27 protein-coding genes are annotated in these 26,766 nt (G+C 52.1%); 1 reads left to right on the top strand and 26 read right to left on the bottom strand.

Going from position 1 to position 26,766, the window contains the following annotated elements; translation table 11 throughout:
• Positions 1–117: 117 nt before the first annotated feature.
• The 12 genes from ACFOUO_RS02875 to ACFOUO_RS02930 all read right to left on the bottom strand — a co-directional run bounded on the left by ACFOUO_RS02875 (position 118) and on the right by ACFOUO_RS02930 (position 12,933).
• Positions 118–1,161, bottom strand: a complete 1,044-nt coding sequence (locus ACFOUO_RS02875; protein ID WP_380701961.1) for a CHAP domain-containing protein — start codon at positions 1,159–1,161, stop codon at positions 118–120.
• A gap of 273 nt (positions 1,162–1,434) precedes the next feature.
• The gene (locus ACFOUO_RS02880) at positions 1,435–2,025 is read right to left on the bottom strand and encodes a GNAT family N-acetyltransferase (protein WP_380701963.1); all 591 of its coding nucleotides are present in this window, start codon (positions 2,023–2,025) and stop codon (positions 1,435–1,437) included.
• 119 nt (positions 2,026–2,144) lie between these two features.
• Positions 2,145–2,801 carry a phosphate signaling complex protein PhoU gene (phoU, locus tag ACFOUO_RS02885; protein ID WP_380701965.1) on the bottom strand — a complete coding sequence of 219 codons (657 nt, stop codon included), beginning with the start codon at positions 2,799–2,801 and terminating at the stop codon, positions 2,145–2,147.
• Positions 2,802–2,820: 19 nt separating this feature from the next.
• On the bottom strand, positions 2,821–3,594 hold the full coding sequence (gene pstB / locus ACFOUO_RS02890; protein WP_380701967.1) for a phosphate ABC transporter ATP-binding protein PstB: 774 nt from the start codon (positions 3,592–3,594) through the stop codon (positions 2,821–2,823).
• 22 nt (positions 3,595–3,616) lie between these two features.
• Entirely contained in the window at positions 3,617–4,537 is a 921-nt protein-coding gene (pstA, locus tag ACFOUO_RS02895) for a phosphate ABC transporter permease PstA (RefSeq protein WP_380701969.1), read from the bottom strand.
• Positions 4,537–5,466, bottom strand: coding sequence for a phosphate ABC transporter permease subunit PstC (gene pstC, locus ACFOUO_RS02900; RefSeq protein ID WP_380701971.1), 930 nt, complete (start codon positions 5,464–5,466; stop codon positions 4,537–4,539). Before pstC ends, pstA begins: the two co-directional genes overlap by 1 nt.
• Before the next feature lie 103 nt (positions 5,467–5,569).
• Positions 5,570–6,523, bottom strand: a complete 954-nt coding sequence (locus tag ACFOUO_RS02905; protein ID WP_380701973.1) for a PstS family phosphate ABC transporter substrate-binding protein — start codon at positions 6,521–6,523, stop codon at positions 5,570–5,572.
• Positions 6,524–6,670: 147 nt separating this feature from the next.
• Complete coding sequence (gene pnpS, locus ACFOUO_RS02910; protein WP_380701975.1) at positions 6,671–8,419, bottom strand: two-component system histidine kinase PnpS; 1,749 nt, start codon at positions 8,417–8,419, stop codon at positions 6,671–6,673.
• The gene (locus ACFOUO_RS02915) at positions 8,416–9,126 is read right to left on the bottom strand and encodes a response regulator (RefSeq protein WP_380701977.1); all 711 of its coding nucleotides are present in this window, start codon (positions 9,124–9,126) and stop codon (positions 8,416–8,418) included. The genes pnpS and ACFOUO_RS02915 overlap by 4 nt, the downstream gene beginning before the upstream one ends.
• A gap of 354 nt (positions 9,127–9,480) precedes the next feature.
• Positions 9,481–10,419 carry a malate dehydrogenase gene (gene mdh, locus ACFOUO_RS02920; RefSeq protein ID WP_380701979.1) on the bottom strand — a complete coding sequence of 313 codons (939 nt, stop codon included), beginning with the start codon at positions 10,417–10,419 and terminating at the stop codon, positions 9,481–9,483.
• A 34-nt stretch (positions 10,420–10,453) separates the two neighbouring features.
• Positions 10,454–11,740: an NADP-dependent isocitrate dehydrogenase gene (icd, locus tag ACFOUO_RS02925; protein WP_380701982.1), complete on the bottom strand. Its 1,287-nt coding sequence runs from the start codon at positions 11,738–11,740 to the stop codon at positions 10,454–10,456.
• Between the two features lie 80 nt (positions 11,741–11,820).
• Positions 11,821–12,933: a citrate/2-methylcitrate synthase gene (locus ACFOUO_RS02930; protein WP_380701984.1), complete on the bottom strand. Its 1,113-nt coding sequence runs from the start codon at positions 12,931–12,933 to the stop codon at positions 11,821–11,823.
• Positions 12,934–13,358: 425 nt separating this feature from the next.
• Here ACFOUO_RS02930 and ytvI point away from each other — a divergent pair, with 425 nt between their 5' ends.
• Positions 13,359–14,504: a sporulation integral membrane protein YtvI gene (gene ytvI / locus ACFOUO_RS02935; RefSeq protein WP_380701986.1), complete on the top strand. Its 1,146-nt coding sequence runs from the start codon at positions 13,359–13,361 to the stop codon at positions 14,502–14,504.
• A gap of 51 nt (positions 14,505–14,555) precedes the next feature.
• Here the strand turns inward: ytvI and ACFOUO_RS02940 are convergent, their stop codons facing one another.
• The 14 genes from ACFOUO_RS02940 to cysC all read right to left on the bottom strand — a co-directional run bounded on the left by ACFOUO_RS02940 (position 14,556) and on the right by cysC (position 26,757).
• Positions 14,556–14,957 carry an FxsA family protein gene (locus ACFOUO_RS02940; protein ID WP_380701988.1) on the bottom strand — a complete coding sequence of 134 codons (402 nt, stop codon included), beginning with the start codon at positions 14,955–14,957 and terminating at the stop codon, positions 14,556–14,558.
• A gap of 4 nt (positions 14,958–14,961) precedes the next feature.
• A complete protein-coding gene (locus ACFOUO_RS02945; RefSeq protein WP_380701990.1) occupies positions 14,962–15,396 on the bottom strand; it encodes an acyl-CoA thioesterase in 435 nt (144 codons plus the stop codon).
• A gap of 477 nt (positions 15,397–15,873) precedes the next feature.
• Complete coding sequence (pyk, locus tag ACFOUO_RS02950) at positions 15,874–17,625, bottom strand: pyruvate kinase (protein ID WP_380701992.1); 1,752 nt, start codon at positions 17,623–17,625, stop codon at positions 15,874–15,876.
• Between the two features lie 18 nt (positions 17,626–17,643).
• Positions 17,644–18,603: a 6-phosphofructokinase gene (gene pfkA / locus ACFOUO_RS02955; RefSeq protein WP_380701994.1), complete on the bottom strand. Its 960-nt coding sequence runs from the start codon at positions 18,601–18,603 to the stop codon at positions 17,644–17,646.
• Between the two features lie 95 nt (positions 18,604–18,698).
• The gene (locus ACFOUO_RS02960; protein ID WP_380701996.1) at positions 18,699–19,661 is read right to left on the bottom strand and encodes an acetyl-CoA carboxylase carboxyltransferase subunit alpha; all 963 of its coding nucleotides are present in this window, start codon (positions 19,659–19,661) and stop codon (positions 18,699–18,701) included.
• Positions 19,654–20,517, bottom strand: a complete 864-nt coding sequence (gene accD / locus ACFOUO_RS02965; RefSeq protein ID WP_380701998.1) for an acetyl-CoA carboxylase, carboxyltransferase subunit beta — start codon at positions 20,515–20,517, stop codon at positions 19,654–19,656. Before accD ends, ACFOUO_RS02960 begins: the two co-directional genes overlap by 8 nt.
• Positions 20,518–20,548: 31 nt before the next feature.
• On the bottom strand, positions 20,549–20,731 hold the full coding sequence (locus ACFOUO_RS02970; protein ID WP_380702000.1) for a glutamate decarboxylase: 183 nt from the start codon (positions 20,729–20,731) through the stop codon (positions 20,549–20,551).
• A 245-nt stretch (positions 20,732–20,976) separates the two neighbouring features.
• Positions 20,977–22,212 carry an NAD(P)-dependent malic enzyme gene (locus ACFOUO_RS02975; RefSeq protein ID WP_380702002.1) on the bottom strand — a complete coding sequence of 412 codons (1,236 nt, stop codon included), beginning with the start codon at positions 22,210–22,212 and terminating at the stop codon, positions 20,977–20,979.
• Between the two features lie 277 nt (positions 22,213–22,489).
• The gene (locus tag ACFOUO_RS02980; RefSeq protein WP_380702004.1) at positions 22,490–22,627 is read right to left on the bottom strand and encodes a hypothetical protein; all 138 of its coding nucleotides are present in this window, start codon (positions 22,625–22,627) and stop codon (positions 22,490–22,492) included.
• A 120-nt stretch (positions 22,628–22,747) separates the two neighbouring features.
• Positions 22,748–23,317, bottom strand: a complete 570-nt coding sequence (locus tag ACFOUO_RS02985) for a precorrin-2 dehydrogenase/sirohydrochlorin ferrochelatase family protein (RefSeq protein WP_380702006.1) — start codon at positions 23,315–23,317, stop codon at positions 22,748–22,750.
• A 116-nt stretch (positions 23,318–23,433) separates the two neighbouring features.
• Entirely contained in the window at positions 23,434–24,225 is a 792-nt protein-coding gene (gene cobA, locus ACFOUO_RS02990) for a uroporphyrinogen-III C-methyltransferase (protein WP_380702008.1), read from the bottom strand.
• 46 nt (positions 24,226–24,271) lie between these two features.
• The gene (locus tag ACFOUO_RS02995) at positions 24,272–24,493 is read right to left on the bottom strand and encodes a DUF3906 family protein (protein ID WP_380702010.1); all 222 of its coding nucleotides are present in this window, start codon (positions 24,491–24,493) and stop codon (positions 24,272–24,274) included.
• Between the two features lie 14 nt (positions 24,494–24,507).
• Positions 24,508–26,142 carry a nitrite/sulfite reductase gene (locus ACFOUO_RS03000; protein ID WP_380702012.1) on the bottom strand — a complete coding sequence of 545 codons (1,635 nt, stop codon included), beginning with the start codon at positions 26,140–26,142 and terminating at the stop codon, positions 24,508–24,510.
• A 21-nt stretch (positions 26,143–26,163) separates the two neighbouring features.
• Positions 26,164–26,757, bottom strand: a complete 594-nt coding sequence (gene cysC / locus ACFOUO_RS03005) for an adenylyl-sulfate kinase (RefSeq protein ID WP_380702014.1) — start codon at positions 26,755–26,757, stop codon at positions 26,164–26,166.
• Positions 26,758–26,766: the final 9 nt, after the last annotated feature.

Raw genomic sequence — 26,766 nt, forward strand, 5'->3', positions numbered from 1 at the left:
GCATTTCCTAAAGGAATCCAGGCCCGCCTCATGCTTGCTATTTACGACAGAAAACCGCCTTCGGGAGAAAAATCCTCCCAAGGGCGGTTTATTCATGGTTAGCTCTCTTAAGCGGAATCAGTCTACGTGAATAAAGTTGCTTACACCAGAGACAGGAAGGGTGCGTTTTCCATACCCGAGCGGGGTATCCATATTGTACTCTTCGATAGAGACAGTGGATCCATTCACATCAGTGACATAGGCGACATGGCCCACACTGCCGGCGTTACTTGCACCGGGATCAAACTGGGCAATGGCCCCTACTGAAGGGCTCTGGTTAACAGACATTCCGATCGCCCTAGCATTGTCATCCCAGTTTTCCGCATTACCAAAGTGTCCGCCTCGCATGGTGTTGGAAAACTTCTGTCCATGCTGATTCATGCGCCAAGCAACAAAGGAAGTACACTGCCGGTTGAAGAAGCCCCAAGGATCCACGCCCGCCGTGCTGGCAAACTTGAAAGGGTATAGCGAAGCATCCACTAAGGTCAGCTTATCCAGCTCGGATTGGATGGAGCTCTCCTTAGCATTAAGAGATTGGAGCTTTTTCTCCGTCTTCTGGATCTCCTTGTTAACTTCATCATAGAGTTTTCGTGCCTTCTCCGCTTCCTCTTTTTGCTTATCCGCCAGCTTCAGATGCTTTTGCTTCAGTGCATCCTGTTCTTTCCGTATTTTATCGTACTGATCGAACAGGCTGCGATCCCGCATAACGATCAGACGGAGTGTCTCAAAGCGTTCCAGAAAATCGGAAAAATTCTCGGATTCGAACAGTGCTTGCATAGAGCCCAATTCCCCTTGTTCGTACATGAGGCGAATCCGGTTTTTGAACAGACGCTCGTAGTACTTCAGCTGCTTTTTGTTTTTCTCTTTCTTCACTTCCGCTTGGTGGATCTTTTTGTTCGTCTCGGATATTTTCTTTTCCAAACCTTCCACTTTTTCCTTCCGAGGGCGAATCTTCTCTTTCAGTTGGTCGATCGATTCCTTGATCTCGTCCTTCTTTTCTTTGATGCTCTTTAATTTTTCCTTCTTCTCATTCACCTTATCTTCCGCGTGCACCGACTGAGGCGGTACGATCCCGGCAAGCAGGCTGGTTGCTACTAGACCCGCTAACCAACTACGTTTCATCATGGTACCTCTCCTTATTGCTGCTACCTTTCTCCCTGTCCCACTGTACACAAACAAAAAAAACCGGCAAGTGTGGCTCCCCTTCCTCTAACGGTGGAACCCGATTGCAGGTTTCCTTTTATCAAGGAAAAGGAATTCTACCAGGGAAAAATTCCATATCCGTCCATCCTGAGAGCAGCCGGGTAGAAATGAAAAAACGCCCCTGAAGAGGCATTTTACAGTAAGTTGCCGATTGAAAGCCCACGGTTTCAATCGTGGGATGTCTCTCCCGCTCTATACATCAACCGGAATCTCAGCCCTGCGCAAGGCCCGATAATCGCTTTCCAGGATCCCCATCACATGGGCATCGTGATAACGGTGATCATAAAAAAGAACTTCCCGGCGAATGCCTTCTTTTTTAAAGCCCACTTTTTCATAAGCACGAATGGCTGAAGCGTTGAAAGCAAAGACTTCCAACTCAATACGGTGCAATTGCAGAACACCGAAAGCATACTCCAAGAGTACCTCCAACGCTTCGCTTCCGTATCCCTTTCCCCTGTCCTCCGGGCGATCGATCGCGATCCTCAGGAGGGCATGTCGGTTGAAGGGGTCCATCTCCATAAGGGCCAGTTCTCCGAGCGGCCGTTCCTCTTCCTTGTGGAAGATGACCAGGTCGACTCTGGAAGCGTCTTTTTGTACCGACTCGATAAAGGAGCGCACCCCTTCAAGGGAATGCACCCGCTGTGTTCCTGTCAAGCGGCGGGTTTCTTGCCGTTGCATGCTTTCATAGAAGAACTCGGCATGCTTTCCTTCCAAGGGTCGCAGGATAATCCGGTTCCCTTCCATAAACCGCTTATTCGCTTTCCCCTCAACAATCCTCTCCATATCTCTTCGACTCCTTCCGTTACGTGGACCCAAATCCCATTGTATCCACTCTTGAAAGGAATGGAAAGCTTTCATTAAAAAAACCGCGGATCCGGTTGATTCCGCGGTTTTTTCCTGCTTCAGTTTAGGTCTTCCCGACGGCCCGTCTCGATGTAGACGATCTCTTCAGCGATGTTGGTCGCGTGATCGGCGATCCGTTCCAAATAACGGGCAACGAAACAGAGGCGGAGGGAGACTTCGGTAAACTGGCGTTGTTCAATCATCCGCTCCATTAGCTCTTTGACGATGTCTTCGTACAATTGGTCCACTTGATCGTCGGTTTTGGCCATCTCTTTGGAGAGTGAAACATTGCCGTCGATATAGCTGTTGATCCCGTCATGGACCATGCCTTGGGTGATGCGGGCCATCTTCGGGATGTCCTCTAGTTCTTTGAACAGCTTCAAGTTCTTATCCACCAGCTGAATGGTTACCTCGGCGATGTTGCTGGCAAGGTCCGCCATCCGTTCCATATCCGAGCCGATTTTTAAAGCGGAAATCAATTTACGCAGATCTTTAGCAACTGGCTGTTGGGTGGCGATCAAGGTGGCCACCTGTTTGTCGAGCTCCTCTTCCAGCTTGTCGACGACCGAGTCTCCATCGATGACTTCCTTTGCAAGATCGGTATCCAGACTGGCGAGGGACTTGATGGCTTTGTTGATAGCGACTTCCAACTTCTCCCCCATGTCGAGGAGAAGGGACTTCACGTCATGAAGGGACGCATCAAACTGTCTAATCACAGGGCGGAGTCTCCTTTCCTTAACCGAAGCGGCCGGTGATATAGTCCTCAGTCCGCTTGTCCTTCGGGTTGGAGAACAGGGTCTCCGTGTCATTGTATTCCACCAGCTCACCATTGAGGAAAAACGCGGTCTTGTCAGAGATCCGAGCGGCTTGTTGCATATTGTGGGTGACGATGACGATCGTGTATCGCTGCTTCAGATCTTGGATCAGTTCTTCAATCTTAGCTGTGGAAATGGGATCCAGTGCAGAAGTCGGTTCATCCATCAATACGATATCCGGCTCGACGGCCAGCGCCCGAGCGATGCAGAGACGCTGTTGCTGTCCCCCTGAAAGCCCGGTGGCGCGATCCTTCAGGCGATCTTTCACCTCGTCCCATAGGGCTGCTTGGCGCAGGCTTTTTTCCACGATCTCATCCAGCGCTTTGCGGTTGTTCTGACCATGGATACGCGGTCCGTAGGCAATATTATCGTAGATGCTCTTCGGAAAGGGATTCGGAGCCTGAAAAACCATCCCCACTTCCTTGCGGAGCACTTCAACATCAATGGTTTTGTCATAAATATTTTCACCATGGAGGGTGATAACTCCGTCAATCCGGACCCCCTGGATCATATCGTTCATCCGATTAATGGTGCGTAGAAAGGTCGACTTTCCGCAACCTGAAGGGCCGATCAGAGCGGCCACCGTGTTTTCTTCGATCGTCATGTTAATCTTTTTCAGCGCCTGTTTCTCTCCGTAGTGGAGATCCAGGTCTTTCACTTCGATCGCATGGCGCGTCATCATTGCCTGCGTCATATCGGAATCCTCCTTAACCGTTTTAGCGTTGGAATTTGTTTCGCAGGAAAATGGCGACCGCATTCATCGTGAGCAGCAGAGCAAGCAGAACGATAATCCCGGCAGCCGCAAGTTCGTGGAAAACCGCTTTGGGTTCGCTAATCCACTGGTAGATTTGAATCGGCATCACCGTGAAGCTATCCAGAACATACCCCGGTGTGTAAGCGATGAAGGTGACTGCACCGACCATGATGAGCGGGGCCGTCTCACCGATAGCACGGGAGAGAGCCAGAATGGTGCCGGTGAGGATTCCCGGCAACGAGTATGGGAGCACCACTTTCCGGATGGTCTGCCACCGGGTTGCACCCATGGCAAAAGAGGCTTGCCGCAGGGACGAAGGAACGCTGGCGATCGCCTCTCGGGCAGCCACAATCACCACAGGCAGAATCAATAGGGTCATGGTCAGCGATCCAGCCAACACGGACTTGCCCAAACCCAAGGTACGGACAAAAAGGGTGAGGCCCAGAATACCGAATACAATCGAGGGCACCCCGGCCAGGTTGCTGATATTCAGTTGGATAAACCGAGTAAAAGCATTTTTACGGGCGTATTCCTCCAGGTAGAGAGCTGTACCTACACCCAGGATAAATGTTAACGGGGTTGTTACACCGATCACCCAGATCGAGCCCCAGAAAGCCGCCTTGATCCCGGCGTTTTCCGGTAGTCGGGAGGCAAACTTTTCAAAGAACGAGGGGGTTACCCACTTCCAGCCGGTCTGGAAGATGTCAGCAAGCAACAAGGCCAGTACCACAACCCCAATGAGAGTAGAGATCAGAAAGATTCCATGGGCGAATCGATTTTTAAACCGGCGGTAGGAAACACGGGAGGCATCCTTGGTTTTCCCACTGAGAGAGGCGGAACCGGATTCCCTCTCTTGCCGGATCAAGACTTCTTCCGCACTCATCAATACTCCTCCTTAAAGCGACGGGAAATGTACTGAGCCAAGAGATTCATGGCCAGCGTGAACAAGAAGAGGGTAATTCCCACCGCGTAGATGGATGTGTAAGCGATTGAACCGTAACTGTTGTCTCCCGTGGCCGCCTGGACGATATAAGCTGTCATCGTCTGGATCGTATCGGTCGGGTTGAAGGTCATGTTCGGGGTGGCACCAGCAGCGATAGTCACAATCATCGTCTCTCCAATCGCCCGGGAGAGTCCCAGGACGAACGAAGCGATAATCCCTGACAAAGCCGCAGGCACCACGACTTTTAGGGCAACTTCCAGTTTCGTAGAGCCCATGGCATAAGCTGCCTCGCGGATATTACGGGGCACGGAGTTCATCGCATCTTCACTTAGGGAGGCGATCATCGGAATAATCATGATTCCAACCACAATTCCCGCAGAGAGAGCGTTAAAGACACTCATGTCCGGGAGGAATGTTCGTAGGAGCGGCGTAACAAAGGTAAGGGCAAAAAAACCATAGACGATCGTGGGCACCCCGGCCAAAATCTCAAGGATGGGCTTGACCACTTTACGGACCTGACGATGGGCATACTCACTCAGATAGATGGCGCTGGCGAGACCGATCGGCACCGCTACCAGAGCAGCTACACCTGTCACGAGCAAGGTGCCGGAAATCAGAGGAAGGACGCCAAACTTCTGCTGAGTTCCGCTAAAGAGAGCAGTCCATTCCGTTCCCGTAATAAAATCGATAAGGGAAACTTTTTGAAAGAAGGAGGAGGTTTCCAACAACAGGGTAAAGACAATCCCGAACGTGGTAAAAACAGAAACCAGTGCACAAACCAACAATAGTTTCGGGATCATCCCTTCCCAAGCCGTCCGCCAGGTCCGCTTCCTGCGGAACCGGCCCGCTGCAAGGGAACCATTTTTCATAAGATTCAGCGCTCCTTTCAGTAAACACGGGAAAGTGTGGCCCCTTTCACTCTTCGACAGAGGATAGGACCACACACCCGTTAGGAATCCTGCTTTTCGGGATTTATTTTTTTCCTTCGATCATTTCCAGTCCTTTTTTATACTGGTCCTCTGGAAGAGGAATGTAACCGACCTCAGAGACCAATTCCTTCCCAGTGGTCAGGTAGAACTTCATAAATTCCTTGATCTCTTTCCTCTCGTTCAGAGATTTCTTGTCAGCATATACAAAGATCGGACGGGAAAGCGGTGCGTAGGTACCATCTGCGATGGTCTTGTCTGTCGGGGCGACAGCTCCTTTGCCCCCATCAATTTTGACGGCCTTCAATTTATCCTTGTTCTCTTCGTAATAAGCGTACCCGAAGTAACCAAGGCTATATTTGTCTCCGGCGACCCCTTGTACCAAGGTGTTGTCATCTTCGGATTGGGTATAGTTCGTCCGGCTTTTTCCTTCTTCACCGACGACCTCTTCCGTGAAGTAACCGAAAGTACCGGAGGAAGTACCAGGACCGTACAGCTTAATCGGTTTGTCAGGCCACTCGGGCTTCACATCTTTCCAGGTCTTCACCTTACTGTCCGGCTTCCAGATTTTCTTCAGATCTTCGACGGAGAGCTCTTTGACGAAGTCGTTCTCTTTATTGACAACCACGGTGATCCCATCATTGGCCACTGGAATTTCCACTGGTTCCAGACCGTTTTTTTCCGCCTTTTTCTTTTCATCATCCTTGATCGGGCGAGAAGCGTCCGAAAGGTCGGTCTCTTTCTTCGTCCACTTTTCAAAACCGCCACCGGTGCCAGACTGAGCAACCGTCACGTTAACCCCAGGATGTTTCTTCATGAATTCTTCAGCTACCGCCTGGGAGATCGGATAAACCGTGCTCGAACCGTCTATCTTGATCGTGCCGGAGAGCTTGTCCCCGCCCTCACCGCCACCTTGGGTATTGGCGTTGGACTGGCATCCCACAGCCAGCGAAAGGGAGAGTACTAATGCTCCTGCAACAGTCAAACTCTTCTTCAACATAAGCGCGTAGCCCCCTAGAGAGAATAGGTTAATGAATTCCTATCAACACTGCTAACTATATCGGTAGACTTTTGTTTTCAAATGAATCCATTGTAAAGGTTTTGTAAAGGCAGACTGGTGAGTGTTTCCAAACAAAAAAAAGAGCTCTCAGTGGGGGAAGCAAAGGGTAAATGTCGTCCCTTTCCCCACTTGGCTCTCAACATGAATCGTTCCCTGATGGGCTTCAACCAAATGTTTGACAATCGCCAGACCAAGTCCCGTCCCGCCCGATTCTCGAGAACGAGCTTTATCGACGCGGTAAAAACGTTCAAAGATCCTCGGCAGATCTTCCTCCGGAATTCCAATCCCCGTATCGACAACACGAATCCACCAACATTTCTCATCCTCCCCCGCGGACAGACCTATCTTGCCACCGGCGGGAGTATAGGCCATGGCGTTAGACAGGAGGTTGACCAAAACCTGTGAAAACCGGTCTTTGTCCACTTGGACGGTAAAATTGTTCCCCAGGTTTAACTCAAACGAAAGCTCCCGTTTTCGAATCTGTTCTTCCACCGTTTTCACGATAGGAGGAACCAATTCGTGGATGGTGATCTCCTCTAAATCGAGCCGCACTTTTCGGGACTCAATCTTGGATAGATCCAGTAGATCACTAATCAAACGCTCCAACCGAAGGCTTTCGTTTTGAATGATCTCTAGAAATTCTTGCCTCATCTCAGGATCTTCAGCCGCCCCGTCCAGCAGGGTTTCCGTGAATCCACGGAGAGAGGTAACCGGTGTTTTCAGTTCATGGGAAACATTGGCGACGAACTCCGTGCGCAACTTTTCCAGGTATCGGATGGGTGTGATGTCGTGAAGGAGCGCCACCACGCCCATCCCCCCCTTTTCTCCCCAAATCGGGGTCAGGTTGGCCTCGATAATCCGTTCCTTGGGAAAATACAAATGCAGTTCGTCCCGAACGGTCTCTCCCGATTCCCGGCAACGCCGGATCAGCGTGTTCAAATCATGAAGAACTGGTCGTTCCGGCAACGGTTTGTTCAAGAGTTGGGAAGGTTTCAGATCGAAAAAGCGCTGGATCGCTTGGTTGGCTAATGTAACCCTCTCCTTCGGGTCGACCATCAACAGGCCACTCTCCATCGTTTCGATCACGCCAGTCAGCCGCCGCTCGCTCTTGCGAATCGTCTCCAACTGATAGCGCAGCCCTGCCGCCATTCGATTGATAGCTGTTGCCAAGCGACCGATCTCGTCCCGCCTGTAAACGGGAATGCGCCGGTGGTACTTATTGCGGGCGATATCCACCGCTACCTGTGTGATCTCCTCAATTGGCCGGGTGATCCGGGAAGCCAGACGTGAACTGAACAGAGCGGCCCCTCCAAAAGCCAGGAGCAACGCCACAGTCAGCGAAACCCATACCTGACGCAATGAATGGTTAATCTCCTCCAGATCGAGAGAGATGCGGACGGCACCTTTCCGTTCTCCCCCCCGATCCACCGGGATAAACACATACAACCGGTTGTTCGCTGCCACCCGTTCCCAGCGTCCCTGTTCCTTTCCTTCTAGTACCCGCCGGACTTCTTCATATCGCTTGAGGTTTTTCATCTCGGTTGGGCTTTTATGAGAGTCTCCCAGTACTTTCCCATCCTTGTCGATGAGCGTAACCCGTGTACCGAGGGTTTGGCCAAAAAGCCTTGCTTGTCTCCGAAAACTCGGCTGCCCTGGGGAGACATCCTCCCAATTGAGTGTAGCAGCCAGTAACGCTCCTTCCTTACCCATACGATCGCTGAGGGAATCCACATAAGAAGCTCGTAGCAGGAGTGCGACGAAAATACCGGTAATGAGAACAGACAGGCCGATCAACCAAAGGAATGTAGAGGTCAACCGACTACGGAGGGACTTCATCCTTCCTTCGGACCTTCGAACTTATAACCGATTCCCCGGACCGTCTTAATGTAGACGGGGTTTCGGGAGTCCTCCTCCACCTTTTCCCGCAAGTGGCTGACATGGACATCCACGATACGGGTATCCCCGATATAATCGTAGTCCCAGACCGCGTTCAAGAGCTGATCCCGAGACAATACTTTCCCTCGGTGGTTGGCAAGGTAAATCAGCAATTCGAACTCCTTAGGGGTGAGATCCACGGTTTTTCCTTGCCGCCGAACTTCATACCCCTCGGCATCGATCACGAGGTCTCCCACTTTCAGCTTCCGATTCGGTTGGGGATCGGTGGTTTCCCGTACCGCTTCCATTCGCCGAAAAATAGCCTTCACCCGGGCCGTCAACTCCCGGGGGCTGAAAGGCTTCGTCATATAGTCATCAGCACCCAATTCAAGCCCGAGAACTTTATCAAACTCTTCCGTTTTTGCCGTCAGCATCAGGATCGGTAAGTGCCGGTTCTCCCGCCTTACCTGTCTGCAAACCTCCAACCCATCGACTTTGGGAAGCATCAGGTCCAGAACCAAGAGGTCCGGCTGCTCCTCTCTCACTTTTGTTAGAGCCGCGTCCCCGTCGCCGGCTACCGCCACCTGATAACCTTCTTTTTCTAGGTTAAACTGAACCAACTTCACGATCGAAGGTTCATCATCAACGACCAATACCTTTTTGTCCATCTTCCCATCCTCCGCTTCCATGGGTTCTCCCAACTCTTCTGGATCACCGCGGCGATCAGCCTTCCAAGGCCATGAACCGGATTATTTTAGCCTCCCACGCCGCCGTACCATTCATCCCCCATAGTATATAGTTCCCGTGCAAGGAGTAAAGACCCAATCTCCTATCGACAAAAAAACACCCGTTAAAAAACGGGTGTAACTACCGAAGCCGGGTTCGCCATTGCACCATCTATATGCGGCGGCAGGCACAATAAGTGAGCGCCCATACCAACCGGCGCCTGAGGATGAGTCCTTTTGAATGCGCTTTCATCTATGCCTATGTCAAGGGCCCGTTTCCGGGCCCTTCAATCATCTTCAGTCCAAAAGTTGCATAACCTTGCGAACCGAATCCGCTGACTTATCCAGCGCTGCTTTTTCCTCTGCGGTCAGATCCAACTCAATGATTTGTTCCAGACCGTTGCCACCGAGGACAACCGGGACGCCCAGATACATCTCGTTGTATCCGTACTCCCCTTCCAGGTAAGCGATGGCCGGCAGGACACGGCGTTTGTCTTTTAAGATCGCTTCCGCCATTTGCGTGAGCGAGGCTGCTGGAGCATAGTAAGCGCTGCCGTTGCCCAGAAGACTCACGATCTCACCGCCGCCTTTGCGGGTTCGTTCCACGATCGCATCGAGACGGTCTTTGGAAAGCCATTTCTCCAGCGGAATCCCGCCAGCATAAGAATAACGCACCATAGGGACCATATCATCGCCGTGGCCACCCAAAACAAAGCCGGTTACGTCTTCAACAGAGAGGTTCAGTTCCTGAGCAACAAAGGTACGGAAACGGGCGGTGTCCAGCACACCAGACTGACCAATTACGCGATGTTTCGGAAAGCCGGAGGTACGGAAGACTTCATAACTCATCGCATCAACCGGGTTGGTCAGAACAAGAATGATACAGTCCGGGGAATGTTTAACCACCTGCTCGGTAACGGAACGCATTACCTTAGCGTTGGTGCTGATCAGGTCATCCCGGCTCATACCTGGCTTCCGGGCGATTCCGGCGGTGATGATCACCAGGTCGGAATCCTTGGTGTCGGCATAGTCCACTGTCCCAACAATATTGGAGTCGAAGCCTTCAACAGGGCTTGCTTCCAACATGTCGAGGGCTTTTCCTTTGGTCGGGCCTTCCGCCTGGGGAATATCGACGAGAACGACGTCCCCCAATTCTTTCTGAGCGAGCATTAAGGCCGTCGTCGCTCCTGTAAAACCGCTGCCGATAACAGAAATCTTCCTTCTGCGGATGGACATGTTAGGTAACCTCCCGATTGGTTCCGTTGGTAGATTAAAGGTTCTCGATCAGCTTCGTCGCAAACTCTGAACACTTTAGCTCTTGGGCTCCGTCCATCAAGCGGGCGAAGTCGTAAGTAACCGTCTTTTGGCTGATCGTCTGATCCATAGCACGGTAAATGCGGTCGGCGGCTTCCTGCCAACCGAGATGTTCCAGCATCAGAACGCCAGAGAGGATGACTGAACCCGGATTTACCTTATCCATGCCTGCATACTTCGGCGCCGTTCCGTGAGTAGCTTCAAAGATGGCATGGCCGGATTCAAAGTTGATGTTAGCACCAGGGGCGATACCGATTCCGCCCACCTGAGCAGCCAACGCGTCAGAAACATAATCCCCGTTCAGATTGAGCGTGGCGATGACATCATACTCCGCGGGACGAGTTAAGATCTGCTGCAAAAAGGCGTCTGCAATAGAATCCTTAATGATCACTTTGCCGGCGGCTTCCGCTTCGGACTGGGCCTGGTTGGCTGCATCTACCCCATGTTTCTCCTTGACTTCATCATAGTCCCGCCAGGTGAAGACCTGGTCGCGGAATTCCCGCTGGGCCAATTCATAGCCCCAGTTTTTAAATGCGCCCTCGGTATACTTCATGATATTTCCTTTATGCACCAGCGTGACGCTTTTCCGTCCGTGGTCGAGAGCGTATTGGATGGCAGCCCGGACCAGCCGTTCTGTCCCTTCACGGGAAACAGGCTTGATGCCGATCCCGGAGGTCTCCGGAAAACGGATCTTTTTAACCCCCATCTCTTCACGCAGAAAACGGATAACCTTTTTCGCTTCCTCGGTCTCGGCTTCCCATTCGATTCCGGCGTAGATGTCCTCGGAATTTTCCCGGAAGATCACCATATCCACTTGTTCCGGTTTCTTAACCGGGGAGGGAACACCGTTGAACCAACGGACAGGACGAAGGCACACAAAAAGATCCAGTTCTTGACGCAAAGCCACATTAAGGGAACGAATGCCACCACCAACCGGTGTGGTCAACGGTCCTTTGATCGCCACATAGTATTCCTCGATCGCCTTCAGGGTTTCTTCCGGCAGCCACTCACCAAACCGATCGTGAGCTTTCTCCCCGGCGTAGATTTCGTACCACTCGATTTTCTTTTTTGAATCATACGCCTTTTCCACCGCTGCATCGAGCACACGGCGGGCAGCTGCCCAGATGTCCGGGCCGATACCGTCCCCTTCGATAAAAGGGATTACCGGATTGTCCGGCACCTGGAGTTCTCCGTTGTTCAGTGTGATTTTTTCTCCGGCTTCAGGGGCTTGATACCGTGCCATAGAACCACTCCTTCGATGATCATCGGTCATTGCCATGTTTCGTTTCCCTTTTTTCTCTGTGTCTTTCCCTTGGACTCTTTTTACCGGCGGTCAATCGGTACGTAGTGTTGATTGGTGGGCCCTACATATTCAGCTCGGGGACGGATCAGACGGTTATCCCCGTACTGTTCCAGAATATGAGCAGTCCACCCTGTCACCCTGCTGATAGCAAAAATGGGGGTGAACAGATCCCGGGGAATACCCAGGTAGTTATACGTGGAGGCGGAATAGAAATCCACGTTCGGTTTAAGACCCTTCTTCTTCTGCATGAGTTCGTCGATTTTAATCGACATTTCATACCACTTTTTATCTCCGGTTTGTTCCGCCATTTGGCGAGACATTTCCCTGAGATGTTTGGCTCGGGGATCACCATCCTTGTAGACCCGGTGCCCGAAGCCCATAATTTTCTCTTTGTTGGCTAGTTTTTTCTCAATCACTTCTTCGACCCTGTCGATGCTACCCACTTCCTCCAGGGTACGCATCACCTGTTCGTTGGCTCCGCCATGCAAGGGTCCCTTCAGGGCGCCGATTGCAGTGGTAACGGCAGAATAGAGGTCGGACAGGGTGGCAGTTGTGACCCGTGCAGCAAAGGTGGAAGCGTTCAGCTCATGGTCGGCATGAAGGATCAGCGCCTGGTCAATCGCCTCCACCGCGACAGTGGACGGTTCTTCCCCGTGAAGCATGTAAGCGAAGTTACGGGCTACTCCATATTCCGGACGGGGAGCAACAGGCTCCAACCCTTCACGAATACGAAACAGAGCCGCCACGATCGTCGGCATCTTGGCTGTCAAGCTGACCGCCTTTTGGTAATTGCCCTCGACAGTCTTGTCGTCTGGGTTTTCATCATAGAGACCCAGTGCGGAGACTGCCGTACGAAGAGCAGCCATCGAATGAGCGTCCTTCGGATAGGATTTTAAGTGCTCGAGAACATTGGCGGGTATAGCTGCTTCTTCGCCCAGTTCTTTTTTCAATTGGTCCAGTTCTTTTCGTTTAGGAAGGCGTCCTTTCCAAAGGAGGAAGGCCGTTTCTTCGAAATTGGCCTGCTCCGCCAGTTCATCAATGTTAATCCCCCGGTACGTGAGGACCCCGTCGACGATCGAACTGACCTGGGAAGTGAGAGCAACAACACCCTCCAATCCTTTAGCAACCGACATACAATCGCTCCTTTGCTTCAAATTGTGGTACCCCGGGCACAAGGTAGGTCCTTTTACTCCCCGAGAGTATAAAGGCCTGAAATATCTGTATAAATATGAAGGCAAAGCGCTTACGGTTGCGAGAATTGGATCATATTCGAAAATTTTTTTGCAACCACGCGCGCCTTGCAAAAAAAGTTGAAGTAAGAGAACCGTCTGTGTTTGGGTCTTCTCTTTCGGCTCCATTACTCAATTGAAACTGCCTTTCGTGCCCTGTTTCGCCCATTCCAGTGTACCATAAAAAAAAACCGTTATCATCACGCTGGATCAAGCGAAAATCATGATAAACTGGACGCATACGAATACTGGAATACGGTTGGAATAAACCCATAGAGGGAAGAATGGCAAAAATCACCTTCCCGCAGTGAAAGGAGGTTCCTCGTCCTTTGAACAAAGAAGCGGGGTGGATCGCGGCCCGTACAGCCTTGGTTGTTACCACCGCTATAACCGCTTATTTCCTACTCCTATTTGCCGTCCCTCTCACTTACCCATTTCTAATCGGGTGGGCCATCGCTATGTTGGCTGAACCTGCTGTCCGGTGGATGGAGCGCCGCTTCCGTTTTCCCCGATGGGCGGGAGTAACCCTGACACTGGTCTTAGTGGCCGCTACCCTGTTGACCTTCCTGATCATTCTGGTCTCACAGATTGTCATCGAATTGACACACCTGGCCGAGCTGATACCCGGCTGGATCAACCAGTTAAATACCTATATTACGGAAACCTTGTTCCATCACAACAACCAACTGAGCAACCTGATCCATAATATTCAAGGCTACCTGGAAAAAAATCCGGAACAACGCTCGGAAATTCTAAAGAGCATACAGAACAACATCGGGGTCATCGCCAATAAAGGTTCCCAGATGATCACGGATATCATCGCTGGGATCGGCACGTTTCTCGGCAACTTGCCGTACTATGCGACGGTACTCGTCTTCAGCCTGTTGGCAGCTTTCTTCATCGGGCTGGACTGGCCACGATTGCGGGAAAAAGTAAACCGGTTGATTCCTGCTCGTATACGGACAACCGGAGGGCTGGTCATCCACGATCTAAAAAGAGCGCTGTTCGGTTTTGTCCGAGCGCAACTCACCCTGATTACCATCACTGGAATCATCGTATGGCTGGGCCTTTTAATTATGGGGGTGGAGTATTCCCTCACCATCGCTCTCGTGGCAGCTGCCGTCGACCTGCTCCCTTATTTCGGCGTGGGAGCCGTACTGGTTCCCTGGTCCCTATACCTTTTTCTCACCGGTGCTGCTCCATTAGGAACGGGGATCGCCATCCTGTACCTGATCCTTATTCTCGTCCGTCAATTCCTGGAGCCAAAACTGGTGGCGACAAATATCGGATTGGACCCCCTCCTGACGCTATTCGCCCTCTTCGTCGGATTGAAACTTCTAGGCGTACTGGGTCTAGTCGTGGGCCCAGTCCTCGCGGTGATTCTGCTTGCCCTTCACCGAGCTGGTGTCTTCACGGATCTATGGCAATATATTGTCAGAGGGCGCGTTAAAAAGGAGACGACCACCAACCGTTGACCCGAAAGAAAAAACCTCCCTGCAAAGGGAGGTCTTTTTGTGGAGGGTAGGTTACCGTTCCCTGCGCCCAACCCAGACGATTTTGCCGCTACCTATCCATTTTGTAAACCAACGCTTCAGGAATAATTTAACGATCCCCCGAGTGTAGGGGATCAGAAGAAAAAGACCCGCTGCATCGGTGAAAAAACCGGGAGTGAGGAGCAACAATCCACCACTTAAGATGCAAACGCCATCCAAGATGGCATCGCCCGGCAATTCGCCATTATTTAGCTGGACCCGTGCCAAATTAAGCGTCTGCAGTCCCTGCCAACGAGCCAGCCAGCCCCCGACGATGCCGGTAGTAATCACCGCGAGCACAGTCGACCAAGAACCGATGACCTTTCCGATGGAGACCAACCCCCAAATCTCCAATGCAGGGACGAGAATCATTAAAAGGATCAGAATGCGAAACATTCCTTCACTCCCCTTCATCCCCAGGCCGCACAACGACCGCAGAAAGTTTTTGATATACCTTTGGATGGGTTTCTTTCAAGCTAACCCGCTTCATACTGGTATCTACCCATAGGTGGGTGGTCTTCCCCCGGGCGAGGAGATCTTTGGTGTCGGCTTTTTGCACATCATATTGAAAAACGAGCTTGGGACCCCTTACCTCTCCAACGCGGGTAAGAATTTTCACCTCATCGTCATACCGTGCCGAAGCAATAAAGCGACAATGAAGATCGACCACCGGCAGGAGAATTCCCTGCCGTTCCAGCTCCCCGTAAGAGAGTCCCAGTTCACGGATCATCTCTGTCCTGCCCACCTCAAACCAGACGGGGTAATTGCTGTGGTGGACAAGTCCCATTTGATCGGTTTCCTTGTATCGCACACGAAAGGTTGTTTTATGGATCATCTTCATGCCTCCGCAGCTCATGATCATCGCATATAGCTCCCCGCGGGACTGATCCTCTGTAGATGATTATACCCCAATAACGGGCTTTGTTACCGTCGGATCGTTAAGCATTCCCCTGAATGGAACACTTGGAGAAGGAATCGGCAGGAAAACGAACCTCCCTGCCCATCCCGCTGGCGCGTTACATAATTCCGGGACGAATCACACATAATGTGAATAGCCAAACCTCCAAGAAGCGGATACAATAGAAGTACAAATACGGAAAGACACGGAAAACTAGAGTCATGAAAGGAGTTGTCTCTGATGAAACTCCGGCGGCGAAAAACACGGCGAAAAAAATTGCGCTGGTGGATCTATCCCCGTCTGCGTACTATCTGATACAGATCGCCGCACTGGCCTGATGCCTTCCTCACGTATCGATACCCCTACTGTCAAAAAAAAGCGCTGGCATCCAGCGCTTTTTTTGTTACCCGCTTTTTACAGAACATTGGCCCGACCGGAATAAATATGTCCGCGCTCGGCATCGACAGTTACCTGCATACCATCCTTAAAGATGCGGGTAGCGTCCCGAACACCGACGATTACCGGTACCCCAATATTTAGTCCGACCACAGCAGCATGGGAGGTCAAGCCCCCCTCTTCAACAATGACAGCAGAGGCCCGTTCAAAGGATTCTATCATGTCCCGGTCGGTTGCAAAAGTTACCAGGATCGCGCCATTTTTCATCTTGGAACGGATCTCCTCAGCCGTCGTTCCGACCACGACTTGTCCAGTCAGCACCTTTTTCCCGACCCCTTGCCCCTTCGCTAGGATGTCTCCGATCACATGTACCTTGAGAAGGTTCGTGGTGCCGGATTGGCCGACGGGAACGCCAGCAGTGATAACAACCGAATCCCCATGGCGAACATAGCCGGACTGGAGTGCTACGGTAATCGCCGTCTGTAACATTTCATCCGTTGTGGCCACCGCATCTCCCTTTACCGGATAAATACCCCAGACCAAAGCAAGCTTACGCATGACGCTCTCATGCATCGTAACAGCCACGATCGGAGCACGGGGACGATATTTGGAAACCATTCGCGCTGTCCGACCGCTCTCCGTGGATGTGATGATTGCCGAGGATTTCAAGGTCCAAGCTGTATGAACCACCGCCTGGCTGATCGAGTCGGGGATACTAACTTCCTGGGATTCGATCCGGTCACGGAACAGAGTCCTGTAGCGAAGGGAACCTTCTGCACGGGATGCAATTCGGTCCATCGTCTGCACCGCTTCCACCGGATACTTACCGTTAGCGGTCTCCCCGGAAAGCATGATTGCGTCCGTACCGTCAAAAATGGCATTCGCCACATCACTAGCCTCTGCCCGTGTCGGGCGCGGGTTACGCTGCATGGAATCCAACATCTGGGTGGCTGTAATCACCGGTTTACCGAGGTGGTTACACTTACGGATCATTTCCTTTTGATAAACAGGGACATCCTCCGCCGGGACCTCGACACCAAGGTCACCACGGGCCACCATCAGACCGTCGGAGACTTCCAAAATGGCATCGAGGTTTTGAATGCCTTCTTGGTTTTCGATCTTGGGAATGATGTGAATGCTGGCATCATGATCTTCCAACAACCTACGGATTTCCAATACATCATCCGCTTTTCGGACAAAAGAAGCGGCGATGAAATCCACACCCTCCCGAATTCCGAACAGAATGTCCTCTACATCCTTGTCCGTGAGACCGGGCAAGTTGACGGAAACACCAGGGACATTGACCCCTTTGCGGCTTTTTAACGGCCCGCCGTTTTTAATGAGGCAGTGGATTTCCGTATCGCTGACTTCCTCTACTTCAAGACCGATCAGGCCGTCATCGATGAGAATCGTGGAACCAGGACGGACGTCTTGGCTCAACCCTTTATAAGAAACCGATACGCGGGAGGAATCCCCCTGGATAATATCTGTAGTCAGAATGAAGTGCTCACCTGTAACCAGTTCCACTTCATCCACTTTCAGCTCACCGGTTCGGATCTCCGGTCCCTTGGTATCGAGGAGGATGGCAATATTCTTACCCAGCTCTGCTCCCACTTCTCGGATCCGGTCGATGCGTTGTTTGTGTTCGTCATGGGACCCATGGGAAAAATTGAGCCGCGCCACGTTCATCCCCGACGTCATCAATCGTCGGAGGGTTTCTGCATCTTCGCTGGTTGGGCCAATGGTGCAGACGATTTTTGTTTTACGCATCCTTCGCTCCATCCTTTCTCAAATAGCAAGAATACCGGCTAAATCGTAGATGCTCATATCCGGTTGATGTTTCATGGAAAAAGCTTGATCAAAATCAATCCCGGTGATTTCGTTGTTACGGATGGCGACCATCTGATCACTCTTCTCCTCCAAAAGGATATCAACGGCCTTAGCGCCCATGCGGCTGGCGAGAACGCGGTCGAAAGCCGTCGGTGAACCGCCCCGCTGGATATGGCCAAGCACAGTCACCCGGGTCTCGGATCCGGTCTTCTCCTTAATTTGCCGACCGATTTCGACGCCACTTCCGACTCCTTCGGCCACAATGATGATACTGTGTTTTTTCCCCCGTCTCGAACCCCGGGCGAGCCGATCCACGATGTCATCCAGTTCATAGGATGCCTCAGGGATAAGGATAGATTCAGCCCCGTCAGCGAGGCCCGCCCAGAGAGCGATGTCTCCGGCGTCTCGCCCCATCACTTCTACGATATAGGTCCGTTCGTGAGAAGTAGCCGTATCTCGGATGCGGTCGATATTCTCAATCACTGTGTTGACAGCCGTATCGAAGCCAATCGTAAAATCGGTTCCCGGGATATCATTATCGATGGTGCCTGGAACCCCGACTGCCTTGAATCCATGGTCGCTCAAAAGTTGAGCGCCCCGGAAAGAGCCGTCGCCCCCGATGACCACCAGACCGTCGATCCCATACTCCTTCAGGTTGGCCACGGCTTTCTCGCGCCCTTCCGGCGTCTTGAACTCCTCGGAGCGGGCACTGTATAAGACCGTTCCACCTCGGTGGATAATATCTCCGACGGAACCCAGATCCATCGTTACAAAATCCCCCTGAATCAACCCTGTGTAACCTCTGCGAACACCGATAACATCCAAACCGTGGTGATGCCCTTTCCGGACGACAGCACGGATAGCCGCGTTCATCCCCGGTGCATCCCCACCGCTTGTCAATACCGCAATTCGTTTCATCTGTCTTCACCTCAAGAAAAGAGTAAAATGGTTCCACTACCACGCGGGACATTTTTTGTCCCTATGGGACAAAAAGAGAAACCGTGGCTGGATTCTTAACCCACGGTAGTATACTTTCCGATTTTCTCAAATTTTTCGTGCCGGTCCAAAACCAGCTCATCTCCCTCCATCTCCAGCAAAGGCGCAATTGCTTCGGAGATGGCTTTCTTTATGGAGTTTGCCTGGACGGCTGGATCTTTATGTGCGCCTCCTTTTGGTTCGGAGATAATCGAATCGATCACACCGAGGGAGTGCAGGTCCTGTGCCGTTATTTTTAAGGCTTCTGCCGCTTCCTGCGCTTTAGTAGCGTCTCGCCACAAAATGGCCGCTGCCCCTTCGGGAGAGATAACGGAGTAATAGGCATGCTCCAGCATCAAGAGCCGATTGCCGACACTGATCGCTAAAGCGCCGCCGCTTCCGCCTTCACCCGTCACGATACAAACAATCGGAACGCGGAAACCCGCCATTTCCCGGAGATTCCGAGCGATAGCCTCGCTCTGGCCTCTCTCCTCCGCCTCCACGCCAGGGTGAGCACCCTGCGTATCCACAAAACAGATGATGGGCCGACCGAATTTATCCGCTTGCTGCATCAGACGAAGGGCTTTCCGATATCCTTCGGGATGCGGAAGGCCAAAGTTACGGGCGATTTTATCTTTGGTATCCTTGCCCCGTTCGTGGCCGATCACCGTCACTGGCCGTCCGTCCAACTTAGCGATCCCGCCTACAATGGCGGGATCATCTCCGTAGAGGCGGTCACCGTGCAGTTCGATGAAATCAGTGAAAATGTGGCGGATATAATCCAGGGAGGTCGGGCGGGAAGGATGACGGGCGATCTGCACCTTCTGCCAGGTGGTCAAATTGCCGTAGATTTCCTCCTCCAATCGGCGGGCCTTTTCCTCCAGCGTCTGGATCTCCACCGAGAGATCGATCGATTTTTCCTGCGTAAACTTCTCCAGTTCGGTAATTTTCCCCCGCAACTCCACCAGAGGGCGTTCAAAAGGGAGTTGACCGTTATTCATGGTTCTCCCCCTTTCCCGAATGCAGGTCAAGAATCCGAATGAGCGTCTCGCGCATCTCTCCGCGGTGTACGACCTCATCCAACTGACCATGCTTCAGGAGAAATTCCGCGGTTTGAAAGTCCTCAGGCAACTTTTGGCGAACCGTCTGCTCAATCACCCGGCGTCCGGCAAACCCGATTAGAGCTTCCGGTTCGGCGAGATTGATGTCGCCGAGAGAGGAAAAACTAGCGGACACCCCGCCGGTGGTCGGGTTTGTCAGGATGGAGACAAAGAGAACACGCTCCCGGTGCATCCGTTCCAAAGCAGCACTCGTTTTAGCCATCTGCATAAGAGAGAGAACTCCCTCCTGCATCCGAGCTCCCCCAGAAGCAGAAAAGAGGATGAAAGGATACTTCTTCGTAGCAGCTCGCATGGCAGCGCGGGCGATTTTTTCGCCGACGACGGAGCCCATGCTGCCCATGCGAAAACGGGAATCCATCACTCCGACCACCGCCGGATAGCCCCCGATTGTTCCTTCACCAGTCACAACTGCTTCGTTCAGTTGGGTTTTCTCCATATCCTGCTTTACTTTCTGTTGGTAGTTGGGAAAGGAGAGAGGATCTTCGGACAGAAGATCAACATCAAATTCAAAAAAGCGCCCCTCATCCACCGTCACCTTGATCCGTTCCGGGGCGGACATCGAAAAGTGATGCTGGCAATTTTTACACACCTTTAGATTCTTCTCCAGCTCTTTCGTGTAGCTGATCGCCCCGCAGCGGGGGCATTTTTGCATAATCCCCTCTGGGATATCCTTCTTCGCATGTTCGGAAGGGATTGTCGCGTATTTCTTCTGTTTTCGGAATAAGTCCTTTAACACGGAAAACACCTCATCCTTGCTGGCATCCCTGTCACAAAATGGAGCCTAGCACTTCCTGAACTTCCCTCAGTTCACCCTGGGGTACCAGGATTTCATACTGCCCATTCTTCATTCGCATCGGGCGGACTTTAACCAGGAAACCTTCGCCGGCCAGCTTTTCCCGGATACGCTCGGCTATTTTCTGGTTGGGAGAGATGTAGATCACCGTCCACATGCTTTTAACTCCTCCTTCGGTCCCAGGTAGCCGCCCTTCACCGGAGTCATCATAGCATAGATTGAAAGGTAACTGCAACGCAAGCCCCAAGGGCACGAGGCTTTCCGGACTGTTCAAATCAATTGCGGGCGGTACTCACCTCCCGCGCCACCGGGAATCTGTTTATGACATTCGTCGCTTTCAGGCGAACCGTCCCTTCCTCTTTGGATGGCACCCGGTCTTCCGGATAGTTCCTTGGAAATTCCTTACCGGTCGATCGCAGTCAGACGGCGTGTCCGTGCTGCTATCTCAGACGGATCCACCTGAATTCGGGCCTGTCCCGTTTCCATCGCCGCCCGGGCAACATCCGCCGCCACTCGGGGCGCTACCTCCGGGTTGAAGGGGGCAGGGATGACATAGTCAGCTGAAAGTTCTTCCTCTTTAATTAAACCTGCAATAGCATAGGCCGCTGCCACTTTCATCTCCTCGTTGATTCCCCGGGCTCTTACATCGAGAGCTCCACGAAAAATCCCTGGAAAGGCAAGGACATTGTTTACTTGGTTCGGAAAATCCGACCTCCCGGTCCCCACCACTTTGGCACCTGCTTCATAAGCCTTATCTGGCATGATCTCAGGTTCCGGGTTTGCCATGGCGAAAATGATCGGGTTTTTATTCATGGAACGGACCATCTCCTGGGTAACAGCCCCCGCAACGGAAACACCGACAAAGACATCGGCATCTTTCATCGCATCAGCTAGGCTCCCCTGGGATCCGCGCCGATTGGTCAGCTTAGCGATATGCTCTTTCACGCTGTTCATCCCCTCCGGTCGCCCCTCGTAGATCATGCCTTTACTGTCACACATGATTATATCGTTGACACCGAGGGAGAGGAGCAGCTTGATGATGGCGATACCTGCAGCTCCCGCGCCGTTGGCCACCACCTTAATCTCATCAAAGCGCTTGCCTACAACCTTTAATGCATTGATCAGGCCCGCCATGGTAACAATCGCCGTCCCATGCTGGTCATCGTGAAAAACGGGGATATCTACTTCCTTTTTCAACCGTTCTTCGATCAGAAAGCACTTGGGAGCCGCAATATCCTCCAGATTCACACCCCCAAAGGTGGGGGCCAAGAGCTTCACCGTCTCTACGATCTTATCCACCTCGTTGGTGTCGACGCATAGCGGGAAGGAATCCACCCCGGCAAAGGCTTTGAATAGGAGCGACTTCCCCTCCATCACCGGCATTGCAGCATGCGGGCCGATATTTCCCAGCCCGAGCACGGCCGTCCCGTCGGATACGACTGCCACTAGATTCCCTTTCATGGTGTAGTCGTATACTTTGTCCGGATCGGTATGGATCTCCTTGCAGGGTTCAGCCACACCGGGAGAGTATGCCAAAGACAAATCCTTCGCATTATTCACGGCCACTTTGGACCGTACGGTCAGTTTTCCCTGTTGTTCACGGTGTAGCTTCAACGATTCTTCTCGCAAAGAGGACAAACCTTTCACTCCTTTAATTACCTTTGCGCGGTGGTTAGACCCATGATCATATGAATGATTATATCAAAACGGTCCTGCCGGGAAAAGAAAGGCGAAACCCCCGATTAAGCCCAACATATCGCGGCCCATAGGCATTTTCCGCCCCCGTCTTCCTCCGGTGAATAGCGGCCTCCGGATGGAAGTTTCCGAGACCACAGACCTCAAAGTCTAGCGGCACCGCATACAAGTTTGAATATTTAAAAATAGGGGGTTGCTTCCCCCGTCCACGCTCGGGTTCTTATGTCGTAAAAATTACCGCACTTCCCACTACAAGACCTGCAAAGGTCATGGCACACACAACCAAGGTCCACAATACCCACTTCTCTTCCTTTTTCCGTTTTGCTTCCTTATCGGCCAGCCGATCTTTCTCACCCATCCTGATACCTCCCTTCCCGGGTGCTAGAGGCGGTTTTATTCCTTCCATGATACCGCAAAGGGAGTGTACCGGAGAAGGGAATTCACCAGATTTTTGGAATGGAAGAGAAGACCACACCTTTCACATGTCTGTAATTAATTCCTCAACAAGCCGTCGAAGCCGCTCTTTTCTCTCTGCCTGGCTCCATCCACTCGCCTTCATTTGCCTTCGCTCCTCGTAGAGACGGTCCAGCTTCTCTTCCCAGCTTTGATCATACTGCTCGGCCAGATCGTCGCGGATTTTCCTCGCCAGGATCGGGCTAGCCCCGCCAGTGGAAACGGAGAAAATCAGGCGACCGCGTTGGAGGCGGACGGGAACGCGGAAGTTGCCCAGCTCCGGCTGGTCGGCGACATTCACGAGGCGGCGAGGACCGGCGGCTTCAGCGACAAAACGGTTCACCTCCGGGTCATCGGTAGCAGCCACCACTACCCACGCTTCTCCAAGGTCATCGGATGCGAAGATCTTTTTCCGCCAGGCAATCTGCTTCGCTCCTGCTAAGCGTATCAGCTCGGTGGACGCCTCCGGAGCGACGAGAGTGACCTTCGCTCCCGCTTCCAGCAGCGTTCTCACCCTTCGCAAGGCAACTTTTCCCCCTCCAACAACGAGGGCCGGTTGTGATTCTAAATCGATCACTAAGGGGATCAATGACATATGTCTCCTCCTTTCCCTTCACTCAACCCATCTACGCCTAATGATACACCAGAGACCCGGTTTAAACCGGGTCTCAAAAGCCATCCACTAATGATTCGTTTTTTTCGCTATCTGTTCTAGTAAACCCCTGCTGTTTCCGCCACGAGTCCATCCCTCTGGTCGCTGCCCAACTTCTCAAACCAGGCAATTTTCTCCCGCAGCCGAACGACCTCTCCAACCACGATCAAGGTGGGGTTTGTCACTTCGTGACGCAGGGCCTCCTCCGCAATCGTATTCAACGTTCCTGTCACCGTCCGCTGTTCGCCGGTAGTTCCCCACTGAACAAGGGCGACAGGAGTTTTAGGGGACTTGCCGTGAGAAAGGAGACGTTCCTGGATATAGGGGAGGTTTTTCACTCCCATATAGATAGCGAGTGTATCGATCCCTTTGGCCAGGCTCTCCCACTTCAATTCCTCGTCTTCCCCTTCTTTTCGATGGCCCGTGACGAAGGCAAAGGTGGACCCGTATTCGCGATGGGTAACGGGGATACCAGCGTAAGCGGGAGCGGCAATACCCGAGGTAATCCCCGGAACTACCTCAAAAGGAATCCCGTTTTTGGCCAAAGCCTGAGCCTCTTCACCACCCCGGCCGAAGACAAAGGGATCTCCCCCTTTGAGTCGGGTAACGACCTTACCTGAAGCTGCGTGTTTGATCAGAAATTTGTTGATCGTCTCCTGCTTCATGGTGTGGTAATCGGGAAGTTTGCCGCAATAGATGAGATCAGCACCCGGTCGAGCGTGATTCAACAGCTCGTTGTTGATCAGCCGGTCATATAGGATCACGTCTGCTTCCCGGATCGCACGCACCCCTTTCAGGGTGATCAGTTCCGGGTCACCAGGACCCCCTCCCACCAGATAAACTTTTCCCATATTGGCAGCACCCTCCCGTAGGTCTTTTCCCTTCCCGAAATCGATCTTACCCTTCTAGAACCGTTTCTTGTTCATAGAGGACGAACCCGCCCCCTTGACCAATCCGCTTTTTCTCGTATAAGGAGGTGTCATCCACCTCCGGCATTTTCAAAAAGTATTTTTCCAGTTCCACGTCAACGAGACGGAAAGCCTCCTCATCGTCTTTGGCAGCGATCACCACATGGATCACTTCCTCTTTCACAATAACCTCGAAGCGATAAAGGTACACGAACGACCCTCCTTTCAGGACGCTACCTTAGGAAGAACCCGTTCCAAGATACTATTCAGGGTCTCCTGCAAGTCCTCTGTTCCGACACGTCCGACAAAGTCGTAAAAGGATTCCCCTTGCTGTTTCCGTTCTTTGAAATCAAGCAGTAAAGCCTTCACTACCTCGGGCAGATACTCGGCGTCAATCTTCCCTTTTAGTTTTTCGTTGAATTTGCCGCCCCCATCGAGGGTTCCCCCTACGTAAATCTCAAAAGCTTCCACTAGGGCGTTTTTCTCTTTGGATTTCATCTTGATTCCCTGCAGACCGAGATCAGCAATTTGCCGCTGACCGCAAGAATTGGGGCAGCCGGTCATGTGGATACGGACCGGTGCATCGACGGTCACCTCTCGATCCAGATACTCGGCCAATACACGCATCCGTTCCTTGGTCTCCGTTAAGGCGAGATTGCAGTACTCGATCCCGGTGCAGGAAACCGCGTAACCAAGGAAATTTTCCGGTTGGGTGGAAATCCGCTCAAAAACTTTCTCCTTCAACAAATCCTCCACTTTTTCGTCGGGGATGTGAGGGATAATGATATTTTGGGAGTTACAGTTGCGAATTTCACCCTTCCCGTATTCTTTGGAAATACGAGCTAGCTCAAAGACTTCATCGGCAGAGAGGCGTCCCACAGGGACATTTAATCCGATATATTTGGTCCCCTCTTGTTTTTGAGGATGGACCCCATAGAAATAACCGGCATTCCATTTCTGTACTTGATCGATGCCTGCCTCCGGAAGAGGGCCCGTATACTCCAAGAGTTTCTCCCTAAACTTCTCCGGACCCCAATCCGCCATCAGGAACTTAAGTCGTGCTCGGGTGCGTTTTGCCCGGTAGCCGAAATCCCGAAAAATGGTGGTGAGTGCCACCGCCACCTCTTTCACCTGTTCCGGACGGATAAACACATTCAGCTTTTCGGCGAGATAAGGCCGCGCAGAGAGGCCGCCCCCTACTTTCACATGGAACCCAGTCACCTCTTCACCATCGATCTCCTTGGTCGCCGGAACGAAGGAGACACAGTTGATCTCCGCGTGGGCGGCGTTGTGGATATTGGCACTAATGGACATTTTGTACTTCCGGGGAAGGTTGGAGAAGTCCTGATTAAACTGGAAGTACTCAAACACCTCTTTTACAATCGGGCGGGTGTCAATCAATTCATGAGGATCGATCCCGGCGAGGGGATTCCCCATAATGTTTCTTGTGATATCCCCACAGGCTCCAGCAGTGGAGAGTCCCACTTGTTCCAGCCGGTTCAGGATGTCGGGGATCTCCTCAATCCGTAACCAATGGAACTGGACCGCCTGCCGTGTGGTGACATCGAAAATCCCTCTCCCATAATCCCGGGCAATCCCAGCCAGCGTAACTGCTTGGTCATAATCGAGAATCCCGGATGGGACACAGACCCGCATCATGAAATAACCATCTTCTTTGGGTTTCTGCAGATAAAGCCCGGCCCATTTGAACATGGCCCATTTTTCTTTAGGAATCGAGTCGAAGCCTCCCTCGGCATAGAGGGGGATCTCCTTAAAAATTTCCAAACCGTCAAATTTCAGCTTATCTTTCTCCGTCTCATTCAACTTTTCGTCATTTACCCAATGCTTGACGTAAGCCATCTCCATCTCTCCCTTCCTATGTTAAACGTGTCCGTTCTGCCGGAGAAAATCAATCACCCTCTGCACCGATTCTTCGATAGTCCATTCATCTGTCGGAATGGTGAGCTCTGGGTTAGCCGGTTCTTCATAGGGGGAACTAATCCCCGTAAACTCCGGAATCTCGCCCCGTCGTGCTTTTCCATAGAGTCCTTTCGGATCTCTCCGTTCGCACTCATCCAGGGAACACTTCACATAAATCTCGATAAATTCTCCTTTGTCCAGGAGAGCCCGCACGTTATCCCGGTCCTCACGATAAGGGGAGATAAACGCAGTCAAAGCAAATTGTCCGCTGTCGACAAAGAGCTTGGACACCTCCCCGATCCGGCGGATATTCTCTTTCCGGTCTTCCGGAGAAAACCCGAGTCCCTGGTTCAAGCCATGGCGGATGTTATCCCCGTCAAGGACATAACTCCGATTGCCAAGATCGTGGAGTCCCCGATCGACGGCGTTGGCCAAGGTTGACTTGCCGGAGCCGGAGAGGCCGGTAAACCAGAGGACTGCGCTGGAATGGCCGTTGAGCCTCCGCCGGTCTTCTTTGGTGACAGTGGTATGATGCCAGGTAATGTTGGTATTCATGGCGGATCC

The organism is Salinithrix halophila, from assembly GCF_042650125.1.
Taxonomy (GTDB): Bacteria; Bacillota; Bacilli; order Thermoactinomycetales; family DSM-45169; genus Salinithrix; species Salinithrix halophila.